Source organism: Rhodobacter sp. NSM (assembly GCF_052244495.1).
In the GTDB taxonomy this organism is placed as follows: Bacteria; Pseudomonadota; Alphaproteobacteria; order Rhodobacterales; family Rhodobacteraceae; genus Cereibacter_A.
Genome location: NZ_JBQPXH010000001.1, coordinates 328,352 through 353,671, shown reverse-complemented (window position 1 = coordinate 353,671; position 25,320 = coordinate 328,352). Strand labels below are relative to the sequence as shown.

Annotated in this window: 21 protein-coding genes, 1 pseudogene and 1 riboswitch; of the genes and pseudogenes, 8 read left to right on the top strand and 14 right to left on the bottom strand. The window is 68.3% G+C overall.

Going from position 1 to position 25,320, the window contains the following annotated elements:
* Together ACTVZP_RS01660 and ACTVZP_RS01655 are read right to left on the bottom strand one after the other, a co-directional pair.
* On the bottom strand, positions 1 to 2,880 hold the full coding sequence (locus tag ACTVZP_RS01660) for a helicase-related protein (RefSeq protein ID WP_443210336.1): 2,880 nt from the start codon (positions 2,878 to 2,880) through the stop codon (positions 1 to 3).
* Positions 2,881 to 2,890: 10 nt separating this feature from the next.
* Entirely contained in the window at positions 2,891 to 3,430 is a 540-nt protein-coding gene (locus ACTVZP_RS01655) for a tetratricopeptide repeat protein (protein WP_443210335.1), read from the bottom strand.
* Between the two features lie 108 nt (positions 3,431 to 3,538).
* Between ACTVZP_RS01655 and ACTVZP_RS01650 the strand changes: the two genes are divergently transcribed.
* Together ACTVZP_RS01650 and ACTVZP_RS01645 are read left to right on the top strand one after the other, a co-directional pair.
* Positions 3,539 to 3,823 carry an SCP2 sterol-binding domain-containing protein gene (locus tag ACTVZP_RS01650; protein WP_443210334.1) on the top strand — a complete coding sequence of 95 codons (285 nt, stop codon included), beginning with the start codon at positions 3,539 to 3,541 and terminating at the stop codon, positions 3,821 to 3,823.
* Positions 3,820 to 4,752 carry an alpha/beta hydrolase gene (locus tag ACTVZP_RS01645; protein ID WP_443210333.1) on the top strand — a complete coding sequence of 311 codons (933 nt, stop codon included), beginning with the start codon at positions 3,820 to 3,822 and terminating at the stop codon, positions 4,750 to 4,752. The genes ACTVZP_RS01650 and ACTVZP_RS01645 overlap by 4 nt, the downstream gene beginning before the upstream one ends.
* A gap of 94 nt (positions 4,753 to 4,846) precedes the next feature.
* Here ACTVZP_RS01645 and ACTVZP_RS01640 read toward each other — a convergent pair whose 3' ends face one another.
* Genes ACTVZP_RS01640 through ACTVZP_RS01625 form a run of 4 tightly spaced genes read right to left on the bottom strand, consistent with a single transcriptional unit; the run spans position 4,847 to position 8,759 of the window.
* Entirely contained in the window at positions 4,847 to 5,572 is a 726-nt protein-coding gene (locus tag ACTVZP_RS01640) for a proteasome-type protease (protein WP_443210332.1), read from the bottom strand.
* Between the two features lie 31 nt (positions 5,573 to 5,603).
* A complete protein-coding gene (locus ACTVZP_RS01635) occupies positions 5,604 to 6,413 on the bottom strand; it encodes a transglutaminase family protein (protein WP_443210331.1) in 810 nt (269 codons plus the stop codon).
* Positions 6,410 to 7,360 carry an alpha-E domain-containing protein gene (locus ACTVZP_RS01630; RefSeq protein WP_443210330.1) on the bottom strand — a complete coding sequence of 317 codons (951 nt, stop codon included), beginning with the start codon at positions 7,358 to 7,360 and terminating at the stop codon, positions 6,410 to 6,412. Before ACTVZP_RS01630 ends, ACTVZP_RS01635 begins: the two co-directional genes overlap by 4 nt.
* Before the next feature lie 7 nt (positions 7,361 to 7,367).
* Positions 7,368 to 8,759, bottom strand: a complete 1,392-nt coding sequence (locus tag ACTVZP_RS01625) for a circularly permuted type 2 ATP-grasp protein (RefSeq protein ID WP_443210889.1) — start codon at positions 8,757 to 8,759, stop codon at positions 7,368 to 7,370.
* Positions 8,760 to 8,955: 196 nt separating this feature from the next.
* Here ACTVZP_RS01625 and ACTVZP_RS01620 point away from each other — a divergent pair.
* From ACTVZP_RS01620 to ACTVZP_RS01605, 4 genes and pseudogenes are all read left to right on the top strand, one after another.
* Positions 8,956 to 10,080 (top strand): annotated as a pseudogene (locus ACTVZP_RS01620) (ligase-associated DNA damage response exonuclease); the annotation flags it as partial.
* Between the two features lie 140 nt (positions 10,081 to 10,220).
* On the top strand, positions 10,221 to 11,822 hold the full coding sequence (locus tag ACTVZP_RS01615; RefSeq protein ID WP_443210329.1) for an ATP-dependent DNA ligase: 1,602 nt from the start codon (positions 10,221 to 10,223) through the stop codon (positions 11,820 to 11,822).
* Positions 11,823 to 11,999: 177 nt separating this feature from the next.
* Positions 12,000 to 13,820 (top strand): M3 family oligoendopeptidase, encoded by a 1,821-nt coding sequence (locus ACTVZP_RS01610; RefSeq protein ID WP_443210328.1) that lies wholly within the window; start codon positions 12,000 to 12,002, stop codon positions 13,818 to 13,820.
* Between the two features lie 73 nt (positions 13,821 to 13,893).
* Positions 13,894 to 14,709, top strand: coding sequence for a methyltransferase domain-containing protein (locus tag ACTVZP_RS01605; protein WP_443210327.1), 816 nt, complete (start codon positions 13,894 to 13,896; stop codon positions 14,707 to 14,709).
* Positions 14,710 to 14,818: 109 nt separating this feature from the next.
* Here ACTVZP_RS01605 and ACTVZP_RS01600 read toward each other — a convergent pair whose 3' ends face one another.
* The 3 genes from ACTVZP_RS01600 to ACTVZP_RS01590 all read right to left on the bottom strand — a co-directional run bounded on the left by ACTVZP_RS01600 (position 14,819) and on the right by ACTVZP_RS01590 (position 17,604).
* Positions 14,819 to 15,376, bottom strand: a complete 558-nt coding sequence (locus ACTVZP_RS01600; protein ID WP_443210326.1) for a DUF2585 domain-containing protein — start codon at positions 15,374 to 15,376, stop codon at positions 14,819 to 14,821.
* A gap of 118 nt (positions 15,377 to 15,494) precedes the next feature.
* On the bottom strand, positions 15,495 to 16,391 hold the full coding sequence (gene rpoH / locus ACTVZP_RS01595; RefSeq protein ID WP_443210325.1) for an RNA polymerase sigma factor RpoH: 897 nt from the start codon (positions 16,389 to 16,391) through the stop codon (positions 15,495 to 15,497).
* 163 nt (positions 16,392 to 16,554) lie between these two features.
* Entirely contained in the window at positions 16,555 to 17,604 is a 1,050-nt protein-coding gene (locus ACTVZP_RS01590) for an RluA family pseudouridine synthase (RefSeq protein WP_443210324.1), read from the bottom strand.
* Between ACTVZP_RS01590 and ACTVZP_RS01585 the strand changes: the two genes are divergently transcribed.
* Both ACTVZP_RS01585 and ACTVZP_RS01580 read left to right on the top strand, forming a co-directional pair.
* Complete coding sequence (locus tag ACTVZP_RS01585) at positions 17,603 to 17,923, top strand: DUF6476 family protein (RefSeq protein WP_443210323.1); 321 nt, start codon at positions 17,603 to 17,605, stop codon at positions 17,921 to 17,923. The two genes, ACTVZP_RS01590 and ACTVZP_RS01585, sit on opposite strands and share 2 nt — an antisense overlap.
* Before the next feature lie 49 nt (positions 17,924 to 17,972).
* Positions 17,973 to 19,730: a response regulator gene (locus ACTVZP_RS01580; protein ID WP_443210322.1), complete on the top strand. Its 1,758-nt coding sequence runs from the start codon at positions 17,973 to 17,975 to the stop codon at positions 19,728 to 19,730.
* Positions 19,731 to 19,821: 91 nt separating this feature from the next.
* Here the strand turns inward: ACTVZP_RS01580 and ACTVZP_RS01575 are convergent, their stop codons facing one another.
* Genes ACTVZP_RS01575 through ACTVZP_RS01555 form a run of 5 tightly spaced genes read right to left on the bottom strand, consistent with a single transcriptional unit; the run spans position 19,822 to position 24,889 of the window.
* Entirely contained in the window at positions 19,822 to 20,466 is a 645-nt protein-coding gene (locus tag ACTVZP_RS01575) for an adenosylcobinamide amidohydrolase (RefSeq protein ID WP_443210321.1), read from the bottom strand.
* Entirely contained in the window at positions 20,463 to 21,215 is a 753-nt protein-coding gene (locus tag ACTVZP_RS01570; protein ID WP_443210320.1) for an ABC transporter ATP-binding protein, read from the bottom strand. Before ACTVZP_RS01570 ends, ACTVZP_RS01575 begins: the two co-directional genes overlap by 4 nt.
* Positions 21,212 to 22,201, bottom strand: coding sequence for a FecCD family ABC transporter permease (locus tag ACTVZP_RS01565; RefSeq protein WP_443210319.1), 990 nt, complete (start codon positions 22,199 to 22,201; stop codon positions 21,212 to 21,214). The genes ACTVZP_RS01570 and ACTVZP_RS01565 overlap by 4 nt, the downstream gene beginning before the upstream one ends.
* Entirely contained in the window at positions 22,198 to 23,067 is an 870-nt protein-coding gene (locus ACTVZP_RS01560; protein ID WP_443210318.1) for an ABC transporter substrate-binding protein, read from the bottom strand. Before ACTVZP_RS01560 ends, ACTVZP_RS01565 begins: the two co-directional genes overlap by 4 nt.
* Positions 23,042 to 24,889 carry a TonB-dependent receptor plug domain-containing protein gene (locus tag ACTVZP_RS01555; RefSeq protein WP_443210317.1) on the bottom strand — a complete coding sequence of 616 codons (1,848 nt, stop codon included), beginning with the start codon at positions 24,887 to 24,889 and terminating at the stop codon, positions 23,042 to 23,044. Before ACTVZP_RS01555 ends, ACTVZP_RS01560 begins: the two co-directional genes overlap by 26 nt.
* A gap of 127 nt (positions 24,890 to 25,016) precedes the next feature.
* A riboswitch (cobalamin riboswitch) is annotated at positions 25,017 to 25,215 on the bottom strand.
* Positions 25,216 to 25,320 lie beyond the last annotated feature (105 nt).

Genomic DNA, 25,320 nt, shown 5'->3' with positions numbered 1-25,320 from the left:
TCAGGTCCGGTCGCGCAGCGCGGCCAGGACGGCGAACGGGTTGTCGGGGTCGATCTTCTCGGGGCGCGCGGGACGCGACTCGAAGGACTTCGGCTGGTTGCGGTCGCCCTTGCGGTCGGGCTTGCCGCCCTTCCCCTTGGGTTTTCCGTGATGACCCTGACGCTCGGGCCGGTCGCCACGCGGCGGCCGCGCTTCCGAACCACCCTCGGCCGGTGTCTCACCCTGCGGAGCCCGGGCCGAACGGCCGCGCCCCTCGCCCTGCGCGCGGTCATGCCGTCGCGGCCCGCGATCCGGCCGGCGCGGAGCCCAGGTGAAGGTATAGAAATTCTCCATCTCCACCGCCGCGGCCTCCTCCGGGGCGGGGGCAGAGGCATCCTCCGGCGCGCCATCCACGGGCGAGGCTTCAGGCGCGGACATCTCAGGCGCCGCAGCCGCTTCGACCGAAGGCTCTGCTCCCTCTCCGGTCGCCGGCGCTTCCGCGGCACCGGCCTCCGGCGCCGCCGCCTTGACCTTCGGGCGCTCGCCCGGCTCGGCCCGGTAGCCGAGGCCCTGCATCAGCCCCGCAAACTGCTCGAGCGTCATGCCCGTGATCGAGAGCATGTCGGGCGTCGCCTCGAACCCGGCACGGCTGTCCTTGGCGCGAAGCAGATCCGCCAGACGCTCCAGCATGTCGATGCGGATCGCACGGCTGCCTGCCGGGTGATAGCCCGCCAGCGTGTAGTGCATCTTCGGCACGTCCGCGATGTGGGGGATCGTGACGAGGCCGGGCGGCGGGCTTTCCGGGAACTCCTGCAGCCCGTTCGAGAGCGACCAGAGCACGAGCCGCAGCCGCGTGGGCGCGGGCTTCAGCAGCAGCGGCAGGAAGATGGTGAACTGCCCGAACCGTACCCCATGCTTGCGGAGCGCGGATCGCGCATCCTGATCCAGTGCCTTCACCTCTTCGGCCACCTGCTCGCGCGGGATGATGCCGAGGCTTTCCACCAGCCGGAAGGCAAAGCCGCGGGCGAGGCCGGTCAGCGTCTCGTCGCGGCTCATGGCCAGAAGCGGCTCGAACTGGGCCGCCACCTTGCGGTCGATGAAATGCTGGAGCCTGCGGCGCACCTTCTCGGCAACCTCGGCGCCGGCGTCCTCGTCGACGAAGGCCTCGACCTGCGGGCGCAGGGGTTCGGCGCCCGAGACCAGCTTGCCCACCGCCTGATCGCCCCACATGAGGCCACCCTGCTCGGTGAAGTCCATCTCGGTATCGGGCGAGTTGTAGAAGCGGTCCGCCCTGAGGTGGAACTCCGGGCGCAGCGCCTGAACGGCGGCCTGCCGCAGGGTACGCGCCTCGTCGGGCGAGTTCGACGCATCCTGCCGGAAGCGGAACCCTTCGAGACGGCCGACGAATTCGCCTTCCACCGTCACTTCACCCTTGTCATTGACCTCGGCCACAAGGCTCTCCTTCTGTTTCAACCGGCGCATGAGCACAGAAGTGCGCCGGTCGACAAATCTCTGAGTCAGGGCGCCATGGAGCGCGTCCGACAGGCGGTCTTCTACCGCGCGCGTCTCCTCCCGCCAATGACTTTCGTCCTCAACCCAGCCGCGTCTCTGCGCCACATAGGTCCAGGTCCGAATATACGCGAGCCGCTTCGAGAGTGTGTCGATATCGCCCGAGGGACGGTCGATCCGCGCGATCGCGCGTACCAGCCAGTCGTTCGGCACCTTTCCATTGCACAGGAAGCCGAAAATCCGGGCAAGGAGAGTCACGTGCTCGGTGGCCGAGATGCCGCGGAAGTCGGGAATCCGGCACACGTCCCAGAGAAGCTTCACCTGATGCGGCATGCGCAGGAGGTCGCGCACCTCGGGCTGCCCCGCCAGGGCCTTGAGCGCCCCGAGGTCGTCCGCCTCCCGAGCGCGCGAGAGCCACTCGTTCGACGTGGGCTCCTCGAGCGAGGCGATCAGCCTCTCGACCGTGCCGAACTCCAGCCGGTCGTTGCGCCAGTGCAGGCGCTGGATCGGGGCGAAGCGGTGGTTCTCGATCGCATCCACCACGCCCTCGTCCAGCGGCTCGGCCTCGCCCGTGACGCCGAAGGTTCCGGGCTCGGTATGGCGGCCGGCGCGACCGGCGATCTGCCCCAGTTCATGCGGAAACAGGTGCCGCATCCGGCGCCCGTCGAACTTCACCGTCGAGGAAAAGGCGACATGCTGGATGTCAAGGTTCAGCCCCATGCCGATGGCGTCGGTCGCGACGAGGTAATCCACATCCCCGTTCTGGTAGAGCGCGACCTGCGCGTTCCGGGTCCGCGGACTGAGCGCCCCCATCACCACCGCGCAGCCGCCCTTCTGGCGTCGGATCAGTTCGGCGATGGCATAGACGTTGTCGACCGAGAAGCCCACGATGGCGCTGCGCGGCGGCATCCGGCTGATCTTCTTCGATCCGGCCCAGGTCAGGGTCGAGAAGCGTTCGCGGCGCAGGAACGTCACATGCGGCACCAGCGCCGAGATCGCGCCCCGCATCACGTCCGAGCCGAGGAACATCGTCTCGACCAGCCCGCGCGCCCGAAGCAGGCGGTCGGTGAAGACATGCCCCCGCTCTGGATCGCCGCAGAGCTGGATCTCGTCCACCGCCACGAAATCGGCGCCGATCTCCATCGGCATCGCCTCGACGGTGCAGACCCAGTATTGCGTCCGCTCGGGAACGATCCGCTCCTCGCCCGTGACCAGCGCCACGACCGAGGGGCCGCGCTGCGCCACGATCCGGTCGTAGACCTCGCGCGCCAGAAGCCGGAGCGGCAGGCCGATGACGCCCGAGCGGTGGCCGAGCATCCGCTCGATGGCGTAGTGGGTCTTGCCGGTGTTGGTCGGCCCGAGAACCGCCGTCACCCTCGCGGTCGCGCGCATGGGCCTTGCCTCAGAGTTCCTGACCGGCAGCCTCGGCTTCCAGCCGGTCCACCGCCTGCACTACCCCTTCGAGATGCGGATGTATAGCAAGAGCGGCCCGATAGGCCTTCAGCGCCTGCTCGGGCCGTTCCATCTGCTCGAGCATCGTGCCAAGCCCGGCGAGCGCACCGAAATGGCGCGGGTTCAGCGTCAGCACATGGGCGATGTCCGACATCGAGGGGCCGAACATCCCGGCCCGGAAATAGGCGGTGGCGCGCGCATTCCAGCCCTCGGCGAAGTCGGGCGCATGATCCACCAAGGCGGTCAGATGCTCGATGGCGACCTCGTTCTTGCCGTCCGACATGGCCTTCCGCCCCCTTTCGAGCAGCAGGTCGGCCGCAGGAGAGCCTGACTTCGACCATTCCGTGAAGATCTGCCGCTCGATTCGCCGCGCCGATCCGGCATCGGCTTCCTTGAGGCGCGTGAAGAGTTCGTCGAGACCGCCCGGACCGCCGGTCGTCTGCGCCTCTCCGGCGGAGATTCCGAGGACAATCGGAAGGATTGCCCCCACGATAGCGTTGTGAAACGGTCGCCTCGCTTTCATAGTCCGAATGTAGCGTGCGCGGGTTCAAACACCAGTGGCATGCACTCAAGAAAACGGGATTGGAGACAGCCGGGAATGAGCAAGGTGATCGACGCCGCGGTAGAGGCCCTGAGCCGCAAGGTTTCGAGCTTCGATGGCAGCGCCAAGTTCATCATCTCCGACGAGGGGGTGATCATGATGGACGAAGCCGGCGTGCGCGAGGGAGACGGAGAGGCGGATGTCACGATGACGGCCTCGGCAGATGTCTTCCAGCAGATCCTGGAGGGGGATCTCAATCCCACCATGGCCTTCATGTCGGGCCGACTGGCCATCGAGGGGTCGATCCCCATGGCGATGAAGGTGGGCGCGGCCCTGAGTTGACCGACGCACCTTTCCACAGCGGGATCGCGCGTGGGCCCGACACAGTCCGCGCGACATGGATCCGCGCCCGCGACGGGGCACGCCTGCGCGCCGTGCTCTGGCCCGAAGGCGCGTCGGGCACCGTGCTCCTGTTCTCGGGCCGGACGGAATACGCCGAGAAATACGGGCCAGCGGCTGTTGCGCTCCGCCGCCGGGGCTATGCCGCGGCGACGCTTGACTGGCGCGGGCAGGGTCTGTCCGACCGCTCGCTGCGCGATCCGCTCGTGGGGCACATCGGCGACTTCGCCGACTACCAGAAGGACGTGGGTGCCCTGCTGGACCTGCTGCGAGAGCAGGGCCTGCCCGAGCCCTATCATCTTCTCGCGCATTCCATGGGCGGCTGCATCGGCCTGCGCTCTCTCCACGAGGGGTTGCCGGTGCGCTCGGCCTGCTTCTCGGCGCCGATGTGGGGGATCCGCCTGCATTCCGCGCTGCGCGCGGTCGCGGCGACACTCGCCGCACTGGCCCGCCCGATGCGGCTCGGGCACAGGTATGTCCCGGGTACGGGCACGCGCAGCTACATCCTGGCGACCGCCTTCGATACCAATGTGCTGACGCGCGACCCGCAGATGTATGCCTGGATGCAGGACCAGCTTGCCCGGGTGCCCGAGCTCGGTCTTGCGGGGCCCAGCCTCGACTGGCTGCGCGCGGCCTTCGCCGAGACCGGGCACCTTGCCCGGCTCCCCTCGCCCGACCTGCCTGCGCTCTGCATGGTCGGCTCGGCCGAGAAGGTGGTGGATCTCGAGGCGATCGAGCGCCGGATGAGGGTCTGGCCGAAGGGCAAGCTGCAGATCGTGCCCGGTGTCGAGCACGAGGTCATGATGGACCTGCCCGAAGTGCGCGAGGCCTTCTTCGACGCCGCGGCGGCCCTCTTCGACGCGCACCGCTAGGGTTCCACGTCCATCCGCGCCCGCCGTGCACGCGCGCGGGAAGGTCCCTTGCCTGCACCATGCTGCGGCCTCGCCCGGGCCCGCAGGTGCGGCCTCAGATGCGGATCTGCGAGAACCCCTCGCGCAAGGCGCGCGACCAGGCCTCGGACATGGCGCGGAAATTGTCGTCGCCCGCCTCGATCCGCCGGCGCGAGGTGATGCGGCAGTCCTCGCGCGCGATCACGGCCAGGTCGAGCGGCATCCCCACCGAGAGATTCGAGCGCAACGTCGAATCCATCGACAGCAGCACCGCCTTCTGCGCATCGGCGAGCGACGTCTCGGGCTTCACCACGCGATCGAGGATCGGCTTTCCGTATTTGTGCTCGCCGATCTGCAGGAAGGGCGTGTCCTCCGTGGCTTCGATGAAGTTGCCCTCGGGATAGATGAGGAACATCCGCATCTCGCCGCCCTTGCGCTGGCCCGCGACGATCATGCTGGCCGAGGCGCTCTGCTTCTGGGCGGACAGCTTCTCGTCGATGTCGAGCCGCACTTGGGCCAGCATGTTGCCGATGATCTCGGCCACCTTCAGCATGGTGGGGGCCTTCAGGATCGAGCTGTCCTCGGTCGCGTCCGGATCATGGATCGCCTCCTTCAGCCGGGCGATGGTGGTCTGCGTCACCGAGAGGCTGCCCGCCGTGAGGATGGCCACGACGCGCTCGCCCGGCTCCTCGAAGGTGAACATCTTCTTGTAGACGGCAATGTTGTCGAAGCCCGCGTTCGTCCGGGTATCCGACAGCAGCACCATCCCCTCGTTGAGCAGCAGGCCCACGCAATAGGTCATCGGTCACGTATCCACAGAGTTCTGAGGGACCCTATTGCTGCACCGCCTGCACTGCAACCTGCACTTCGAGACGCTCGACCCCCGGGCCGCGGGCGATGCCGCGGATCGGGGCCGCGTCCTGCGCGTCAAGCCCCGAGCCGAGCCGGATGTAGCGGTCGTCCGGACAGCAGCGGTTCGCGGGGTCGAAGCCTACCCAGCCGAGGCCGCGCACCCAGAGTTCCGCCCAGGCATGGGCCGCATCCTGCTCCTGCCCGTCCTCGGCGGTAAGGAGATAGCCCGAGACGTAGCGCGCGGGCAGCCCCGAGACGCGCGCGGCCGCGATCAGCGCATGGGAGTGATCCTGGCAGACGCCGCGGCCGATCGCCAAGGCTTCGGCGGCGGTCGTATGCGCTTCGGTCACGCCCGGCTCGTAGGCGATCGCCTCGGCCACCAGATCGGCCAGCATGTGTGCCCGGTCGAGCGCCTCCTCGATCCCGTCCGCCTTCGCCGCAAGCGCGGCCAGCGCCGAATCGGCCTTCGTGACGCTGGTGTCGCGCAGGTAGCAGTCCGGCGGCGTGAGTTCCCGGTGTCCGCGCAGAACCCCCGCCTGATCCGAAGTCTCGACCTTTCCCCTGACCGAAACGGTCACCTCGCTCACCGGCCCCGGCACCGTCCAGCCCTGGATCCAGTCGCCCGCTCCGTCCCGGAAGGCGCCGCCCGCGATCCCGTCCGAGACGGTCACGGTCCAGTCGAGCACGCGCTGCCCGGCACAGTTCGAGGGCATCAGCCGGTGGCTCTGAACCAGCGCCCGCGCCGGGCGGTTGTAGCGGTAGCAGGTCACATGATCGACCGTCAGGATCATCGCACGTCTCCGCTCAGATAGCTTTCGAAGATCACCCCCGAGAGATTGGCGGCCTCGAGGATGAAGCGGCTGAGGAACTCGTGCAGCCCCTCCTCGATGATGTCCTCGACGCTCAGCGCCGCGAGTTCCGCAGCAAGCTTCTCGGCCACCTCCTTCGGCCGCGAGGGACGGCCGTAGGCCTTCTCGAGCCGATTGAGGTGACCGCAGATCCCGTCGATGCAGGTGGTGAGCGACCGCGGACATTGCGCGTTCAGGATGAGGAAGTCGGCGATCTTGCGAGCCGTCACCTCGCCGCCATAGGCCCAGTGGAAGGCCCGGTGCGCCGAGGTGGCGCGCAGGAGCGTCGCCCATTGGTAATTGTCCATCCCCGAACCAACGAACTCCACCCGTGGCAGCAGGACGTAGTATTTCACGTCCATCAGCCGCGCGGTGTTGTCCGATCGCTCGAGGTAGTAGCCGAGGTTCAGGAAATCCCACCCGTCGTTGCGCAGCAGCGTCGTGTCGATCGAGCCGCGAATGATGGCGGCCTTGTTCATCGCCCAGTCGATCAGCCGCGGCAGCTCCAGCTTGTCGCGCGGCGATTTCTCGAGCGCCCGCAATTCCTGGAACGCCGTGTTGATCGCGTCCCAGACCTGCGCCGTCAGGGCCGTGCGCACGATGCGGGCGTTTTCCCGCGCCCGCGCGATGCAGGTGGCGACGGACGAGGGATTGTCCTGATCGAAGAAGAGATAGCTTTCGATGTCGCGTTGGTGCGCCTGGCCGTATTTCTGCGCAAAGCCGCCGGCCGTGCCCGAGGCCTGCAGCAGGCTGTCCCATTCGTTGCGGTAGCCATGGGCGGAGGGCAGGAGCGACATGCGCGCTCCCACCTCGAGCAGCCGCGCCATCGTCTCGGCGCGTTCCATGTAGCGGGCAATCCAGTAGAGGTTGTCGGCGGTCCGGCTCAGCATGTCACGATCACTCCGCCAGCACCCAAGTGTCCTTGACGCCCCCGCCCTGCGAGGAGTTCACGACGAGCGAACCCTCCGTCAGCGCGACCCGCGTGAGCCCGCCCGGCACGAGTTCCACCCGCTCGCCCACGAGGCAGTAGGGGCGCAGGTCGACGTGGCGCGGCGCAATCCCCTCGTTGACGAAGGTGGGAGTGGTCGAAAGTGCCAGCGTCGGCTGGGCGATGTAGTTGTCGGGATCGGCCTCGATCCGGCCGCGGAAGGCCTCGATCTGCTCGCGGCTCGACTTCGGCCCGACCAGCATCCCGTAGCCGCCCGAGCCATGCACTTCCTTCACCACCAGTTCGGGCAGGTTCGCCAGCACATGCTTCCGGTCCTCGTCGCGGCCGCATTGCCAGGTGGGCACGTTGTTCAGAAGCGGCTCCTCGCCGAGGTAGAAGCGCACCATCTCGGGCACGAAGGTGTAGACCGCCTTGTCGTCGGCCACCCCCGCGCCGGGGGCCGAACAGATCGTGACGCCGCCCGAACGGTAGACATCCATGAGCCCCGGAACTCCCAGCATGGAATCCGGCCGGAAGCAGAGCGGGTCGATGTAGGCGTCGTCAATCCGGCGGTAGATCACGTCCACGCGCTTCGGCCCCTCGGTCGTGCGCATGTAGAGGAAATCGCCCTCGACGAAGAGATCCGCGCCCTCGACCAGTTCCACCCCCATGAGATCCGCGAGAAAGCTGTGCTCGTAATAGGCGGAGTTGAAGTGGCCGGGCGTCAGCAGCACGACCGTAGGATCGCCCTGGCATTTCACTGGTGCGACCGAGGCCAGCGTGCGGCGCAGCTTCTCGGGATAGCTGTCCACCGGCTCGATCCGGTTCTCGCGGAAGAGCTCGGGGAACATCCGCATCATGATCTCGCGGTTCTCGAGCATGTAGGAGACGCCGGAAGGCGTGCGGCAGTTGTCCTCGAGCACGAAGAACTCCTCGGGGCCGGTCCGCACGAGGTCGATGCCGACCACATGGCTGTAGACGCCCTTCGGCGGGGTGAAGCCCACCACCGACTTCTCGTAGGCGGCATTGCGGTAGACGAGGCGGCCGGGGATCCGACCGGCGCGCACGATCTCGCCGCGGCCGTAGACATCGGCGAGAAAGGCATTGAGCGCCCGTGCGCGCTGCTTGATCCCGCGTTCGAGCCGCGCCCATTCCCGGGCGGTGAAGACGCGGGGAAACATGTCGAAGGGGATCAGCCGGTCCGGATCGCCACCCTCGCCATAGACCGCGAAGGTGATGCCGATGCGTCGGAACAGCGCTTCGGCTTCGGCCTGCTTCATCTCGCGAAGCTCGGCCGGCATGGCCTTGGTCCAATCCTCGAGCTGGCGGTAAGGGAGGCGCACCCTGCCCTTCTCGTACATCTCGTTGAAATAGGTTGTCACCGCCACTCCCCTCGTTCCCGACCGTTCTTGCGCCGTCCTGCCTCGACTTTAATCAGCGGGATTCGGCACCGGGAAGGGTGCACGGCGCAATGGCATTCACATCCTGCCACCTAGCCCAAATATTGTGCGTTTCGAGCGGCTGGCGGGCGGTCTCTGCTGCGCTATCCTTTCCCGCATGTCGCGCGAGCCCCTCCTGACCTTCACCGACCGCGGGATCTGCTGCCCCGAGGGCGGGTTCCACATCGACCCGTGGAAGCCGGTCGAGCGCGCGCTCATCACCCACGGCCATTCCGACCATGCCCGCTTCGGCCACGGCGCCTATCTCGCGACCGAAGGCTCCGCGCCGGTGATCCGCTACCGGCTGGGCGGCATCCGCCTCGCGACCATCCGCTTCGGCGAGCGTCGCCGCATCGGCGGCGTCACGGTCTCGTTCCATCCGGCAGGCCATGTGCCGGGCTCGGCGCAGATCCGCATCGAGCGGGACGGCGAGGTCTGGGTCGTCTCAGGCGACTACAAGACCGCCGAGGACGGCCTGTCCGAGCCCTTCGAGCCGGTTGCCTGCCACAGCTTCATCTCGGAATGCACCTTCGGCCTTCCCGTCTTCCGCTGGAAGCCGCAGGCCGAACTGGCCGGACAGCTCAACCGCTGGTGGGCCGCGAATGCCGCCGAGGGACGGGTGTCCATCGTGGGCGCCTACACGCTCGGGAAGGCGCAGCGGCTGCTGGCCTCGGCCGATCTCTCCATCGGCCCGATCCTGACCCATGGCGCGGTCGAGGCCACGACGGAAGTCCTGCGAAAGCAGGGCCGGAACCTGCCACCCACGACCCATGCGGGTGCCGGCATCGACGGCAAGTCGCATCCCGGCGCCCTGGTGATCGCCCCGCCGTCGGCGCTCGGCACGCCCTGGGCCACCCGCTTCGGCCGGCCGGCCGAGGCCTTCGCCTCGGGCTGGATGGCACTCAGGGGCGTGCGCCGCCGCCGGGGTCTGGCGCAGGGCTTCGTCATGTCCGACCACGCGGACTGGGACGGGCTCAACGCCGCGATCCGCGCCACCGGCGCCGAGCGGATCTTCGTAACCCATGGCTACACCGCGATCTTCCGCCGCTGGCTCGAGGATCAGGGCTTCGACGCGGGCATCGTCGCGACGGAATACGAGGGCGAGAGCCTCGAGGCCCCGGATCCCAAGGCCGAGCCTGGTCCGCTGGCCGAGGCGGACACGGCCGCGCCGGACGGCGAGGCAGCGGCGGGCGCTGGCGGGGCGGACACCGACGCCGCGCCTGGTCCGTCGCACGGCGGCGAAACGCCGGATGATGCGGCCGCGGCCGCAACCCCGGCAGCAACGACGGATCCCGGCCGCGCGCCTGCAGAGACGCCGCCGCAGCGGAAGCCTGCAAGGCGGCGGGCCGATGGCAAGGGGCCGGCAGAGGGCGCAGGCCGCCCATGAAGCGCTTTGCTGCTCTCTTCGACCTGCTCGACCGCACGACGCGCACCTCGGAGAAGGTGGCGGCGCTGGCCGCCTACTTCCACGACGCGCCGGAAGAGGACCGGATCTGGACCATCGCGCTCCTTTCCGGCCGGCGGCCGAAGCGCGCGGTCAACGCTACCGAATTGCGAAGCTGGGCGGCGGAGGTCGCGGGCCTGCCGGTCTGGCTGGCCGAGGAGGTCCATCCCATCGTGGGCGACCTCGCCGAAACCATCTCGCTTCTGCTGCCCGAGCCCACGCAGACCAGCGACCGGACCCTCGACGGCTGGATGCAGACGCTCGTGGCCCTGACGGGCCGGCCCGCCGAGGTGCGGCGCGCGGCGATCCTCGACGCCTGGGACCGCCTCACCACGCCCGAGCGGTTCCTGTTCAACAAGCTCATCACCGGCGGCTTCCGCATGGGGGTGAGCCAGGGGCTGATGACGCGCGCGCTGGCGCAGGCCACGGGTGTCGAGGAGGCCGTCCTGGCGCACCGCCTCATGGGCGACTGGAGGCCGGGCCAGATCCGGTTCGAGACGCTGATCGGCGCACATGACCCTGCGGCGGATGCCTCGAAACCCTACCCCTTCGCACTCGCCTCGCCGGTCGATGATGTGGAAGCGCTCGGACTGCCCTCGGACTGGCTCGCGGAATGGAAATGGGACGGCATCCGCGGCCAGCTCGTGAACCGCGCGGGCGCCTTCGCGCTCTGGTCGCGCGGCGAGGAGCTGGTGACGGACCGCTTTCCCGACCTCGCCCCGCTGCGGGATTTCCTGCCGCCGGGCCTCGTGATCGACGCCGAGGTGCTGGCCTGGGCCGGTGCGGGCCCCTTGCCTTTCGCCGCGCTCCAGAAGCGGATCGGGCGCCTGACCGTCCCGAAGAAGATCCTGGCGGAAGCGCCCGCGCATCTCCTGGCCTACGACCTGCTCGAGGAGGATGGAGAGGATCTGCGCGCGGCCCCCCTCTCGCACCGCCGCGCCCGGCTCGAGGCGGTGCTGGCGGCCCTGCCGGCGGGTCTTCCGATCTCGCCCTCTCCGCTCGTCGCCTTCGACAACTGGCAGGTGCTGGGCGAGATCCGCGCCACTGCCCGCGAGCGGAACGCCGAGGGGCTGATACTCAAGCGCGCCTCCTCGCCCTATTTCGTGGGCCGCAAGCGCGGCGACTGGTGGAAGTGGAAGCTCGATCCCTACACGGTCGATGCGGTCATGCTCTACGCCCAGCAGGGCGCGGGGCGGCGCGCGACCCTCTTTACCGACTTCACCTTCGGGGTGCGCGACGGCGAGGATCTGGTGCCCTTCACCAAGGCCTATTCGGGCCTCACCGATGCGGAGTTCCGCCAGATCACCGACTGGGTGCGGAAGAACACGCTCGAACGTTTCGGACCTGTGCGCCGCGTCCCGCCCGAACTTGTCTTCGAGCTGGCCTTCGAGGGCATTCAGGCAAGCCCGCGTCACAAGTCGGGCATCGCGCTGCGCTTTCCCCGGATGGTCCGCTGGCGGAAGGACAAGCCCGCGGGCGAAATCGACACGCTCGAAAGCCTGCGCGCGCTGCTTGCCGCGACCGCTGGCGTGCCGCCCTGATCCTCTGGACGGTTCCCGGCGGTCGCGCCCGCCGCCCGCACCGGCATCCGCGAGGAAGACGGACCGCTCTTCCCCATCCCTCCCGCGGGGATTTAAGCCCTTCATCACAGGCCGCTCCGGGTTGAACTTCCTGCCCCGGCGCGCCACCTTGCCAGTCAGAGTATTCAAGGAGGTCCCATGACCCTGCCCCTGCCCCGTCCGGTCTTCGACGCCAATGCCAGTGCCGGAAGCCTCGGGAACCTGCCCGAATGGGATCTGCGCGACCTCTATCCCGCGCCGGATGGCCCGGAATTCAAGCGGGACATGGAGTGGCTCAAGGGCGCCTGCGCCGACTTCGCTGCCCGCCACGAAGGCAAGCTCGCCGATCTCGACGCGGCGGGATTGCTGGCCTGCATCGAGGCCTACGAGCAGATCGACATCACCGCCGGGCGGCTCATGTCCTTCGCCGGGCTGCGCTACTACCAGAACACGATGGACAGCGAGCGCGCCAAGTTCATGGCGGACGCGCAGGACAAGGTGACGGACTACACCACCGCGCTCGTCTTCTTCAGCCTCGAGTTCAACCGGCTGGACGACGCCCATCTTGACCGCCTGCTGGCCGAGAGCGCGGCGCTTGCCCGCTACAAGCCCGTCTTCGACCGGATGCGCGCGATGCGCCCGCACCAGCTCTCCGACGAGCTCGAACGGTTCCTGCACGATGAGTCGACCGTCGGCGCCGCCGCCTGGAACCGGCTCTTCGACGAGACGATGGCGGGGCTCACCTTCACGCTCGAGGGCGAGGAGATGAACCTCGAATCCACCCTCAATCTGCTGACCGACCCCGAGCGGCCGCGGCGCGAGGCGGCCGCCCGCGCCCTGGCCGAGGTTTTCGGCAAGAACATCAAGCTCTTCGCGCGCGTCCACAACACGCTCGCGAAGGAGAAGGAGATCCACGACCGCTGGCGCAAGATGCCCACGCCGCAATACGGCCGGCATCTCGCCAACCATGTGGAGCCCGAGGTCGTCGAGGCGCTGCGCAATGCCGTGGTCGCGGCCTATCCCAAGCTCTCGCACCGCTACTATCGGCTCAAGGCGAAGTGGCTGGGTCTGGACAAGCTCCAGGTCTGGGACCGCAACGCGCCGCTGCCGATCGAGACGCCGCGCCTCGTGGGCTGGGACGAGGCTCGGTCAACCGTGCTCGACGCCTATTCCGCCTTCGCGCCGAAGATGGCCGAGATCGCGCAGCCCTTCTTCGAAAAGGGCTGGATAGATGCGGGCGTCAAGCCCGGCAAGGCCCCCGGCGCCTTTGCCCATCCCACGGTGACGACGGTCCACCCCTATGTGATGCTGAACTATCTCGGCAAGCCGCGGGACGTCATGACGCTCGCACATGAACTGGGCCACGGCGTCCATCAGGTGCTGGCAGCGGGACAGGGAGAACTCCTCTCCTCGACGCCGCTCACGCTGGCCGAGACGGCGAGCGTCTTCGGCGAGATGCTCACCTTCCGCAAGCTCCTCGACGCGGCGAAGACGCCGGCCGAGCGCAAGACGCTGCTTGCGGGCAAGGTCGAGGACATGATCAACACGGTCGTGCGCCAGATCGCCTTCTACGACTTCGAGTGCAAGCTGCACGAGGCGCGCCGGCAGGGCGAGCTCACGCCCGAGGACATCAACGCCCTCTGGATGAGCATCCAGGCTGAAAGCCTCGGCGACGCGTTCGAGTTCATGGAGGGCTACGAGACCTTCTGGTCCTACATCCCGCACTTTGTCCATTCGCCCTTCTACGTCTACGCCTATGCCTTCGGCGACGGGCTGGTGAACGCGCTCTACGCGGTCTATGCCGAGGGCAATCCGGGCTTCCAGGAGAAGTATTTCGAGATGCTTTCGGCGGGCGGCTCGAAGCACCACAAGGAGCTTCTCGCCCCCTTCGGTCTCGACGCGAGCGACCCGAAATTCTGGGACAAGGGCCTGAGCATGATCGCAGGCTTCATCGACGAGCTCGAAGCCATGGACGATTGACGGCAACGGGCGCAATTTTTAGCATCCTGTGCGGGAGTTTGCTCCTGCGCTATTGTCTTTCTGGAGTTCTTTCATGGGTCATTCCGCCATGCCACAGAAGCAGCGCGACGTGCTGAAACCAAAGGGACAGGGGGAAGGCCCGCTCGGGGGTGCGCTCGAGAAGGGTGCGGGGGTCGCCTCCGATCTGTGGAGGCGGATCCGCTCGCGGGCTCTGTCCGCCGTCTCGCCCGAGGCGGAGGCGCAGCTTTACGAGGTGCACAAGGAGTGGCTCGGGGATCTCTCCGGCAAGAAGGTCCTGGAAATCGGAGGCGGGTCGCCGCTCAGCCCCTGGCTTGCCGAGACGGCCCGCACCTATCACGCGGTCTCGGCGGATCCGGCGAAGCTCGAGGCCCTGAAGGCCGTGCTCGGAGAACGGAAGAACGCCCGGCTGATCGAGGCCGACGCAATGTCCGGCGCCTTCCGCGATACCGGATATGACGTGATCTACGTGCATTCGGTGCTTCACCGGCTTGCGGAGTGCGGGCCGTTTCTTGACCGGCTGCTCAAGAAACTCGCCATCGAGGGGCGCGTGGTGACAACGGATCCGGCGGACGGCGGGGCGGTCACGCGGCTCGTGCGTTCGATTGACCGGCCGTTCCGGAACGAGACCGGACCCGACCATCCCGTGACAGAGGACCTCAAGCGCGAACTGGCCGAGCGCTTCTATCTGATCGAATGCGTGGCCCCGTTCCGCCTCGGCAAGGCCGCACTTGTCCTCGGCGTTCTGCATCCCGAGTTCGGGCGCAAGCTGTCCGAGCGGCTGATCGCGTCCGACCTGAAGGACCGGGCCGCCTTCAACCGCCTGACTTCGAGCCTGCAGGTGAGCTTCCTTCTCGGCGCGCCGGACTGACGAACCTTCAGGAAGCGCGCCCCGTTCGGAAGCGGGGCGAGCGGCGCCCGTCTCAGAGGCCGGCGACCGTGGGTGACGTTGTCGTGGCCGCCCGGCAAGGTCCGCCGGCTCAGCCGCCGGCCTGCCAGACCCGCACGGCCTCCAGCGGCCAGACCAGCATGAGAACGTTCAGGGTGAGCCCGTCACGGATGACGATGGCCGTCAGGATCTCGAAGCCGATGACCAGCGCGACCGAAAGCCAGACCGGAAGCAGCCGCGCGAGCCAGAAGCCCGCGATCATGGCCGCCATGTCGGACACCGAATTGACAACCGAGTCGCCGTAGTAGTCGAGCGAGATCGTCACCGCGCGATAGCGTTCGATCACCGCGTCGCTGTTCTCGACAATTTCCCAGGCCGCCTCGACCACGGTCGCCACGACCAGCCGCCAGCCGAGCGAGAGGCGGCCGGCAAGTGGCGTCAGCGCCCAGTAGAAGAGGATGCCGTGCAGCAGATGCGAGGGCGTGTACCAGTCGGAGAGATGCTGCGAGTTCTCCGAACTCATGACCTCGCCATGCCAAAATTTGATGGTGCCGCAGGTGCAGACAGGTTCCCGACCCATCGCAAGCAGAACGAGCGCGGCCACGAGGACGACGAGGGGCGCAAGCAGCAAAGGCCGGATCTTCTTCATGCGCACAGGATGCACGCCCGTCCGGCATTGTCCACGGGCGGCGGAGCGGGAGCCGAAAGAAGAAACGGCCGGGCAAATGCCCGGCCGTTCTTGCAACATGCGGGGTCTTTGATCCGGCTCAGGCCGGGATCGTCATCCCCTTCGACCGCGCGAGATCGCGCATCTTCGCCTGAAGCTTCTCGAAGGCGCGGACTTCGATCTGGCGGATCCGTTCGCGGCTGACACCGTAGCCGTCCGACAGTTCCTCGAGCGTCACGGGATCGTCGGTCAGCCGCCGCTGCACGAGGATGTCCTTCTCGCGGTCGTTCAGCACCGACATGGCCTGTGCCAGAAGCTCGCGCCGGGCTTCGAGTTCGTCACGCTCGGCATAGTCCGACGCCTGATCGCTGTCCTCGTCCTCGAGCCAGTCCTGCCACTGGGTGGCCCCGTCCCCGTCCGAGCCGATGGTCGCGTTCAGCGAGGCGTCCGACGCCGAGAGACGGCGGTTCATGTCGATGACCTCGGTCTCGGACACGCTGAGATCCTTGGCGATCTGAGCGACATTCTCGGGGCGCAGGTCGCCCTCCTCGAGTGCGCCGACCTTGGCCTTGGCCTTCCGCAGATTGAAGAACAGCTTCTTCTGCGCCGAGGTCGTGCCCAGCTTCACGAGGCTCCACGACCGCAGAATGTATTCCTGGATCGAGGCGCGGATCCACCACATCGCATAGGTGGCCAGCCGGAAGCCCTTGTCGGGATCGAAGCGCTTGACCGCCTGCATGAGGCCCACGTTGGCCTCCGAGATCACCTCGGCCTGCGGCAGCCCGTAGCCGCGATAGCCCATGGCGATCTTTGCCGCGAGCCGAAGGTGCGACGTGACCAGCTTGTGCGCCGCCGACGTGTCCTGATGGTCCACCCAGCGCTTCGCCAGCATGAATTCCTCTTCAGGCTCCAGAAGCGGGAACTTCCGGATTTCCTGCATGTAGCGGTTGAGCCCCTGCTCGGGACTGGGAGCGGGAAGACTGGTGTAAGTGCTCATTCGTTGACCCCCTCTGGCGCCGGGCCGGCAAGCCGACAGCGCGCGTTCCGTGCCGTCCGAGGCAGCACCGATTGCGCTACCATGGACGTTTTAACGAGAGATGTTCAAGGAACCGTCGCTGTGCCAGCATTGTTGCGGCGTCTCACGGAAATGTAATCCCATGTTACCCTTGCATCCGCGGCAGCAGCGCCAGCAACGCGGCCATGTCCGCGGGCAGCGGGCTCTCGAAGTGCAGGTCCTCTCCGCTCACCGGATGGCGGAAGCCGAGGCTCGCGGCATGCAGCGCCTGGCGCAGAAAGGCTTCGGCCGCGGCGGCGGCCTCCGGTCCCACGGCCTTCGCCGACAAGCGGCGCCGGCCCCCGTAGGTCTGGTCGCCGATCAGCCCGTGGCCGACATGGGACAGGTGCACCCGGATCTGGTGCGTCCGCCCCGTCTCGAGCCGGCATTCGACCAGCGCCGCCGCCGCTGGCGTGCCATAGCGTTCCAGAACCCGCGCGCGCGTCACCGCATGGCGCCCGCCCTCGACGGTCACGGCCTGGCGTTGCCGGTCCGTGCGGTGCCGCGCGAGGCCCGTTGCGATCCTCAGGACACCTCCCGGCTCGAAGCTGACGCCCCGCACCCCGCGCAGACGCGGATCCGAGGCCTCGGGCACGCCATGGACCAGCGCCAGATACCGCCGCTCGACGGTATGGGCCTCGAACTGCGCCGCAAGCCCCTGATGGGCGCGGTCCGTCTTGGCCACCACGAGAAGGCCCGACGTGTCCTTGTCGATGCGGTGAACGATCCCGGGACGCTTCTCGCCGCCGATCCCCGAGAGGCTCTCGCCGCAATGATGGAGCAGCGCATTGACGAGGGTGCCGGTCCACTGCCCCGGCGCCGGATGGACCACCATGCCCACCGGCTTGTCGATGACGACGAGATCGGCATCCTCCCAGACGACCGAGAGCGGGATCGCCTCCGGCAGCGCCTCGATCTCGGCCGCCACGCCTGCCGCAACCTCATAGACCTCTCCCTCGGCGACCTTCGCCTTGGGATCGGTCACGGCCACGCCATCGCGGAGGACGGCGCCCTCGGCGATCAGCTTCATCAGCCGCGAGCGCGACAGCGCGGCCTCCTCTGGCGCCTCGCGCGCGAGGGCCTTATCAAGGCGGTCGGGGGGGTCCTCCCCGATCGTGATGCTCAGTGTGCCCCCGTGGGGCGGAAGGATGGCCATGCAGCAGGCTCCGGCACCGGAAGGGCGACTTCCGCCCAGCCTCAGGTTTCTCAAATGGCTCGTCATCGTCCTGACGCTCACCATGATCGGAGGCGTCATAACTGTCGTCGCGGTGATTGTCATCCGGATGCCGTCCAGCTTCTCTGCGCCGCCTCCCGCGCTTCCAGAGGAGCTTGCGCTTCCCGAGGGCACCCGCGTCGAAGCCTTTACCCGAGGCCGCGACTGGCTCGGCGTGGTGACGGAGGACGGACGGATCCTGATCTACGAACCCGACGGCCGCTTCCGGACCGAGGTGCGGATCGCACCCGCCACACCCTGACGCCGGCCGGGGCCGGTCGGCCCCGACCCTCCCCCGGTCGGAGACAAGGATGCGCCTGAACTGGCTGAAGACCCTCTCCTCCGTCGAACTCGAGCAGGAGATCCAGCGTCAGGCGGCGGTCCTGCGGCGCGAGGCGCCGGTGCGCTTTCCGGCCATGGCGCTCGTCTTCGCGGTCTCGTTCCTCTTCCTGCCTGCCTGGGTCGTCTGGACCTGCACCCTCGCCACGGCCCTTGGCGAACTGGTCGTCAACCGGATCGATGCGGAACCCGCGCGCATCCGCGAGCCGGGCAGACACGCGTTCTACATCGCCTCCGCCTTCCTGCTGGAAGGCTCCTTCGTGGTGCCGCCCGCGCTGATGTGGCATGTCGAGGACCCCTTCGTGAAGGCCTTCGCCGTCGGGATCATGGTCTGCTCGATGCTCCATATCGCGACGGTCCGCTCGATCCATCTGCCAATGGGGCTGGCCGGCGCCTCGGCCATCGCGCTCCTCGCCCTGTCGTCGAACACGCTCTACTGGCTGCCCCGGCACGACTTTCCGGCGCTTGCCCTTACCACCGTCTGCGCGATGGTGGCGCTTTCCTATTCGCTGGCCGCCATCCTCACCACGAACCGGCTGCATCGCGAGTCGAGCGAAGGGCGCGCCGAAGCTGTCGCGGCCAATGCCACCAAGGACCGGTTCCTCGCGCAGATGAGCCACGAGTTGCGCACGCCGCTCAACGCGATCCTCGGCATCGGCCATGCCGAACTGCGCCGCGCGACCGATCCCGTCAGCCGCGAGCGGCTGGGCGTCCTGATCCGGTCGGCCGAGGGACTCTCGACCATCCTGGACGACATCCTCGACATGTCCGCCGTGCAGCAGGGGCGCATGCCGATCCGTCCCCGGACGGTCCACCCGCGCGACGAGATCACCTCGAGCGTCGAACTCTTCCGCCCCCTCATCGAGGAGACGGGCGTGACGCTGCAACTCGTCGTGGGCGAGCTTCCGGCCCGCGCGCGCCTCGATCCGCAGCGGCTGCGGCAATGCCTGTCGAACCTGCTTTCGAATGCGCTGAAATTCACGAGAAGCGGCCGGATCCGGGTCGAGGCGCGCATGGAGGGCGCGGCAGTGAAGCCGATCCTGCGGGTCGAGGTCAGCGACACCGGCGAGGGCATCCCCGCGGAAGACGCTGCGGTCATCTTCGAGCCGTTCGTCCGCGTGGGCGGATCGGCCCGGTCGGCGACCGGGACGCCCGGCAACGGGCTGGGGCTGTCGATCAGCCGCTCGCTCGCCCGGCAGATGGGCGGCGACCTGCAGCTTCTGCCGCAGAACGGGCCGGGTGCCCGGTTCGTGCTGACGATCGAGGTGCAGCCCGTCGAGGTGACCGACGCGGCCCCCCTGCCGGCGCGGGCAGAGAATGGCCTGGCGGGTCGTGTCGTCCTGGTGGTGGACGACATCGCGACGAACCGGCTGGTGGCGGCGGCCTACTTGCAGCTCTTCGGTATGCGCACCATCGAGGCCCAGAGCGGCACCGATGCGCTATCGACGCTCGAGCGTGAAGCGGTGGATCTCGTTCTCCTCGACATGAACATGCCCGAGATGGACGGGCTCGAGACCTTCAGGCGGATCCGGGCATTGGCCGGTCCGGCGGGCAGCCTGCCGGTCGTGGCGATGACCGCCGATGCGACGGACGAGCAGCGCGCATTCTATCTCGAGGCGGGCCTGACGGGATATGTCGCCAAGCCCGTGACGCCCGACCGCATCGTTGCAGAGCTGACCCGCGTTCTGCGACGGCCCAGAGGATACGGGGCGTCACAGGCCGGTTTATGACACAGTTACGGCGCTTTAGGATGCATTCTTCATGGTCTTCCTCAAGTTGCCACGGCAGACCGGAGGATCGGACAAGCACCGCCGCCAGCCGTCAGGTCTCGCGATTCTGCCCGAGCCATTCCTGAACCCCCGCCCGGACCGCCCGCCTGACGCAGTCCCCGACGACCTCGCCGATCGGGGTGTGAAGCCCGGCATACCGGCCTTCTCCCGGATGGCAGGCAAGGGCCACGCAATCGGTCCCCGTGCCGGTTGCAAGCCCTGTCGGCAGGTCGAGACGCGCTTCGAGCACTGCCGCCGTCCGGGCTTCGACCACGATCGACAGCGCTTCGAGCTGCGCCGCCTCGCCCAGGGGTGCATCCACCGCGACGAGCAGGTTGATGGTTCCCGCCACGCGGTCATGCACGAGCCTCCGACCGACGGCTTCGGCATTGCCGAGGCCGACCGTCGCGAGGCAGGCTCCGGCCCCGCCGTCCGTCCGGGACTGCATCAGGTGATGGCGGTCGAGCGCGCGTGACGTGAGAAGCCCCACCGCATGTGCCAGCCCCCGCGCCGCCATCTGCGCGCCGAGCCATTGTTCCGCCTCGAAGCCCGGCCCCAGATCTGCATCGCGCACTTCCCGCCAGACGATCCGGTCGGTGGTGACCAGTCCCGGCCGGTGCGGCGCCCAGCTCAGCACGCGCATCGGCACCGGCAGTCTCGCGACGAGCCAGGGCCGGTCGAGCGCGACCTCGATCATCTCGTCACGCCGAGCGGCTGGAACACCGGCCCATCGGGCGTATCGGCGAAATAGGCGCGCACGCCGAAGACCTCGGAAAGGTTGGCCGCCGTCAGCACCAGACCGGGCGGCCCGTCCGCCACCAGTCGCCCCCGCGCCATCAGCAGAAGCCGCGTGCAATGGCGCGCCGCGAGGCCGAGATCGTGGATCGACGCGACCACCGCGCGTCCTTCGGCCGCGACATCCTGAAAGACCTGCATCGTGCGGATCTGGCTTTCGGGATCGAGCCCCGCCACCGGCTCGTCAGCCAAGAGCAGCGGCGCCTCCTGCGCCAGCGCGCGTGCGATCAGCGCCCGCGCCTGCTCGCCGCCGGACAGCGCGGTCGCGATGCGCTGACGATAGGCGCCGAGGCCCATTCGCCCCAGCGCCCGCGTCACCGCCTCGCGATCGGCCGAGGTCAGGCGCCGGCCTGCATGGGGCACTCTGCCAAGCGTCACGAGGGTCTCGACATCGACGGGCCACGCGATCTCGCGCGCCTGCGGCAGGAAGGCGGCCGCCCGCGCCCGCTCACGCGGCGTGAGGCCTGCAAGGCTGCTCCTGCCGGTCGAGGGCAGAAGCCCCAGGGCGCCGCGCAGGAGGGTGGTCTTGCCCGCGCCGTTGGGGCCGATGAGGCCGAGGAACTCACCCAGACCGACGCGGAGCGTCACGTCATCCACCACGGGACACTGGCCCCGGCGAACGGTCAAGCCGTCGATGGCGAGCAGGCTCATGCCTCGAGCCTCCGCATGCGCCAGATCAGGTGGAGAAAGAACGGAGAGCCCACGATGGCCGTCAGCACTCCCAGTTTCAGGTCCCGGTCGGGCGCGATGATCCGCACCGCGACATCGGCAGCCAGCAGCATGGCGGCGCCTCCCAGGGCCGCTGCAGGCAGCAGTCGAGAGGGTCGCGCCCCGACGAGAGGCCGGAGGATGTGCGGCACGACGAGGCCCACGAAGCCGACCGTTCCCGCCACCGCCACCGCAGCCCCGACCGAGAGCGCCGTGCCGAGGATCAGCATCAGTCTCAGCCGCCCGAGCCGCACACCCAGCGATTCAGCCGCGTCCTCGCCCAGCGTGAGTGCGTCCAGGCCTCGCCCGAGCGTCAGCAGCAGCGCACAGCCTGTGAGCATGAAGGGCAGCGCCAGCGCCACATGCGTCATCGAGCGGTCGGCGAGCGAACCCATCATCCAGAAGACGATCTCCGTCGCGGCAAAGGGGTTCGGCGACAGGTTCAGGATCAGCGCGACGCCCGCCGCCGCCAGCGCCGAGATGGCGACCCCGGCGAGGATCAGCGCGAGGGCCCCACCACGAGGCCCCGCCAGCCCGAGGATGAGGAAGACCGACAGCGCCGCTCCGGCCAGCGCGCACAGCGGCAGCGCGAGGGTGAAGCTTGCGGCTATGCCAGTCTGCAAGGCGATAACGGCGCCCAGGGCGGCAGATGAGGAAACGCCTACAAGACCCGGTTCTGCCAAGGGATTTCTCAGGAAACCCTGCATGGCGGCCCCCGAGACGCCGAGCACCGCCCCCACGGCCAGCCCGAGGATGGCACGCGGCAGGCGGATTTCGCGCATCACCAGCACCACCGCCTCGCCCCGGCCCGCGAGCAGCGCCTGCAGCGACTCGCCGAACCCCAGCGCCGCCGGCCCGACCAGCAGCGAGATCATGAACAAGAGCGCCACCGCGAGCGACAGCAAGAGGAGCAGCAGGGCGTATCTCACCGGGCCTCGTCCAGTTGCGTGAGGCTCAGCGAGCCGAGCCTGCGACGCGCCTCTCCCATTTCCTGCAGCGCGCGCAGCACGGCCGGCGTCCCGCAGATCCAGTCGGAATCCGACACTTCCGCCGCGCCTGCCTCGCTCTGCACCGCCCTGAGCGCGGGATGTGCCAGCAGCTCCTCGGCGCGAGAGGAGCCGGGATAGGCGGTGGAGGTCACGATCATCTCGGGATCCGCCATCACGAGCCGTTCCAGCGGCAGGTTGCCCCCGCCGTCGAGCCCGAGATCAGCCGCCACGTTCGAGAAGCCAGCGTGGTCCAGGATCGCATCGGCAAGCGTTCCGGAGCCCGTGGTGTATCCGGAGGGGTAATACATCGCCGCTCGAGCGGGGGGCAGGTCCACCTGCAGCCTCTCCAGACCGGCTTCGAACTCCCCGACGAGCCGCTCGGCCTGAGCCTCGCGGCCGATCGCACGCCCGACGATGCGGAGATGGCCCGGAATGTCGGCGAGGGACGTCGCAGGCGGCAGTTCCACCACCTCGACGCCCAGGCGGCGCAGCAGATCGACACTCGCCCTGGCGGTGAACGTGCCCGCAAGGACCAGATCCGGCCGCATCAGGAACACCTGCTCCGCCTGCCCGCGATTGGCGGGATAGGCCCGCGCTTCCTCCACCATGGCCGAGGTCTGCGGTTCGGTCGCGAGGTTCGAGACCGACAGAAGCTGGCCCGGCGCTGCCAGCATCATGGCGAGCTGGTCCGTGCAGAGATTGATCGACACGACCCGCCGCGGCGCCTCGGCCACGGCGGGAGCGGCGGCGAGACCCGCCGCCAGCGCAAGCGCAAGGCGCCTAGAAGCGCGCACGCAGGCCCGCATAGATCGAGCGACCGGGCTGGGCATAACCGCGCACCGTCTGATACTCCTCGTCGAACAGGTTCTCGACACGGAGGAAGGCCTCCGCCGCATCCGTCACCTCGTAGGTAACCGTCGCGTTGACGACCGTCCAGTCATCGAGGGGCGCAGCAGGATCGGGATAGGTCTCGTCGAGGACATCCGCCACATGCTGCAGCGTGAGGATCCCCCGCGTGCGATCCGCGATCTGCCCTTCGAGGCCCAGAACGAGGTCGTGCCGCGGCACGCGGATGGCGCGCGTCTCGACAGCATTTTCCTCGTCCACCGCATCCGTGTAGGTGTAGCTGCCGAAGACTTCCCAGCCTTGGCCCAGCGGGCTGCGTCCCGAGATCTCGACGCCCTTCGTCCGCGTCTCGCCGTCCAGCTGGTCATAGCATCCCCAGGGAGATGCGCAGAAGGTCGCACCGGCGATGTAGGCGATGCGGTCGGTGATGTCGGTCCTGAACACGGTCGCCTGAAGGTTTCCGCCGTTGGGCAGCAGCTTCTCCAGACCCAGCTCGTAGCTGCGGCTGGTCTCCGGCCCGAGACGGTCCGAACCTTCCGGTCCGAACCTCTGGTAGAGCGAAGGCGCACGGAATCCGGTGCCAGCCACGCCCCTGAGGATCAGGTCGTCGGGCAGGCGCCAGGCGAGGGCGACGCGGCCCGTCGTCTTGCCGTCAAAGTCGGAAGGATCGTCGTGGCGCGCCGCGAACGAGAGGTCGATCGCGGGGGTCAAGGCGTAGCGCGCCTCGGCAAAGATCGCATCGGTCGTCAGGTCGCCCGAGTTCGTGTCGCTCTCGAAGCTCTCCTTCGTCCGCTCCGCTCCGAGCGACAGACCCAGTGCACCCATTTCGACCGAGCCGAGATAGGAAAGGGCGCGGCGTTCGCCCTCATAGAGTTCGACAAAACCTCCGGGATACTCGCGGCGCGTGTCGGCGGCGGCATAGGCGATCTCGTTGCGAACCTGCCCGAGCGTGAAGTCCACGAACACGCGACCACCGCGCAGACGGTCGGCTGCCCGGTCGTCCGTATCGGCCAGGCTGCTGTTGAAGTTCTCGTCGAACACGAGCCCGTCGATGTCGAGATCGCTGTCCCGCGCGATGAAGGCCGCGCCGATGCGCAGATCCTCCGTCAGGTCGTAGGCCCCGGAAAGCGCATGGAAGGTCGTGTCGAAGCCGTCGCGCTCGGTTCCGGCGGCAGCCTGCGAGATGCCGTCGGTCACGGTGCGGGCCGTCGTGAAGGCCAGTTCGCCCCGCTCTCCCAGAATGCCCGCCGAAAGGGCGCCATTGAAGGTCCGGTTGCTGCCCGCCTCGAGCGTGACCTGCCCGGAGGTGCCCGGCTCGGTCGGGCGGTAGGTGGCGATATCCACCACGCCCGCAACCGCTTCCGACCCGTAGATCGCCGACTGCGAACCACGCAGGACCTCGATCCGGGCGATGCCGCCGGCGGTGAGACTGCCGAAGTCGAAACTCGACTCCGTGACGGAGGGATCGGCCACGTCGATCCCGTTGATCCGCACCGTCTGATAGGCCGGGCCCAGGCCGCGGATCCGCAGCGCCGTAGAGGTGCCGAGGCCGCCGTTACGGGTGTAGGAAACGCCTGGAAGCCGTGCGAGCACGTCGCTCACCAGGATCTCGCCCGTCGCCTGCAGGTCCTCGGCCGTCACCACGTCGACCGAGGCGCCGGTGCGGCTTGCCTCGGTGGCCACGAGGCTCGGCGAGACCACGATCTCGTCGAGGGCGATGTCCTGCGCCTGCAGCGGAGCTGCGGCCATCAGCGCAAGGAGCGAGGCGGCTGTCTTCTTCATCTGTCCCTTTCCGTCCGGGCGATGCCGGATCTGACCTGTCATGTCCTCGGAAAGGGTCATCCCTTCCGCCGAGGGTGATCGTCACCTGAAGCGGAAGGCCCGCCTCCCGCACGCGCCCCGCGCACAGGAAAGGGTGATCACTTCGGCAGGTCTCCTGACTCGCGGGTCTTCGCTCGGACCGGCCTTCCCGGGGCGCACCCAGTGGCATGATCGGTCGTCGCTCGCCGCCTACAGTTGCGGGGGCAGCCGCGGAGTTGGACCATCGCCCGCACCGCGTTCCCTTTTCATCCGGACACGACGCCGGAACCGAAGCAGGTTCTCAATAGGACAAGCATCGGCGCTGTCAAGCAGGCGTCACCGCCCCCTGTCGCCCGCGTTCCTGCGCGGGCGGTGCGAAAAGGTTGGACGCGGCGCACCTCTCCGCCGCAGCA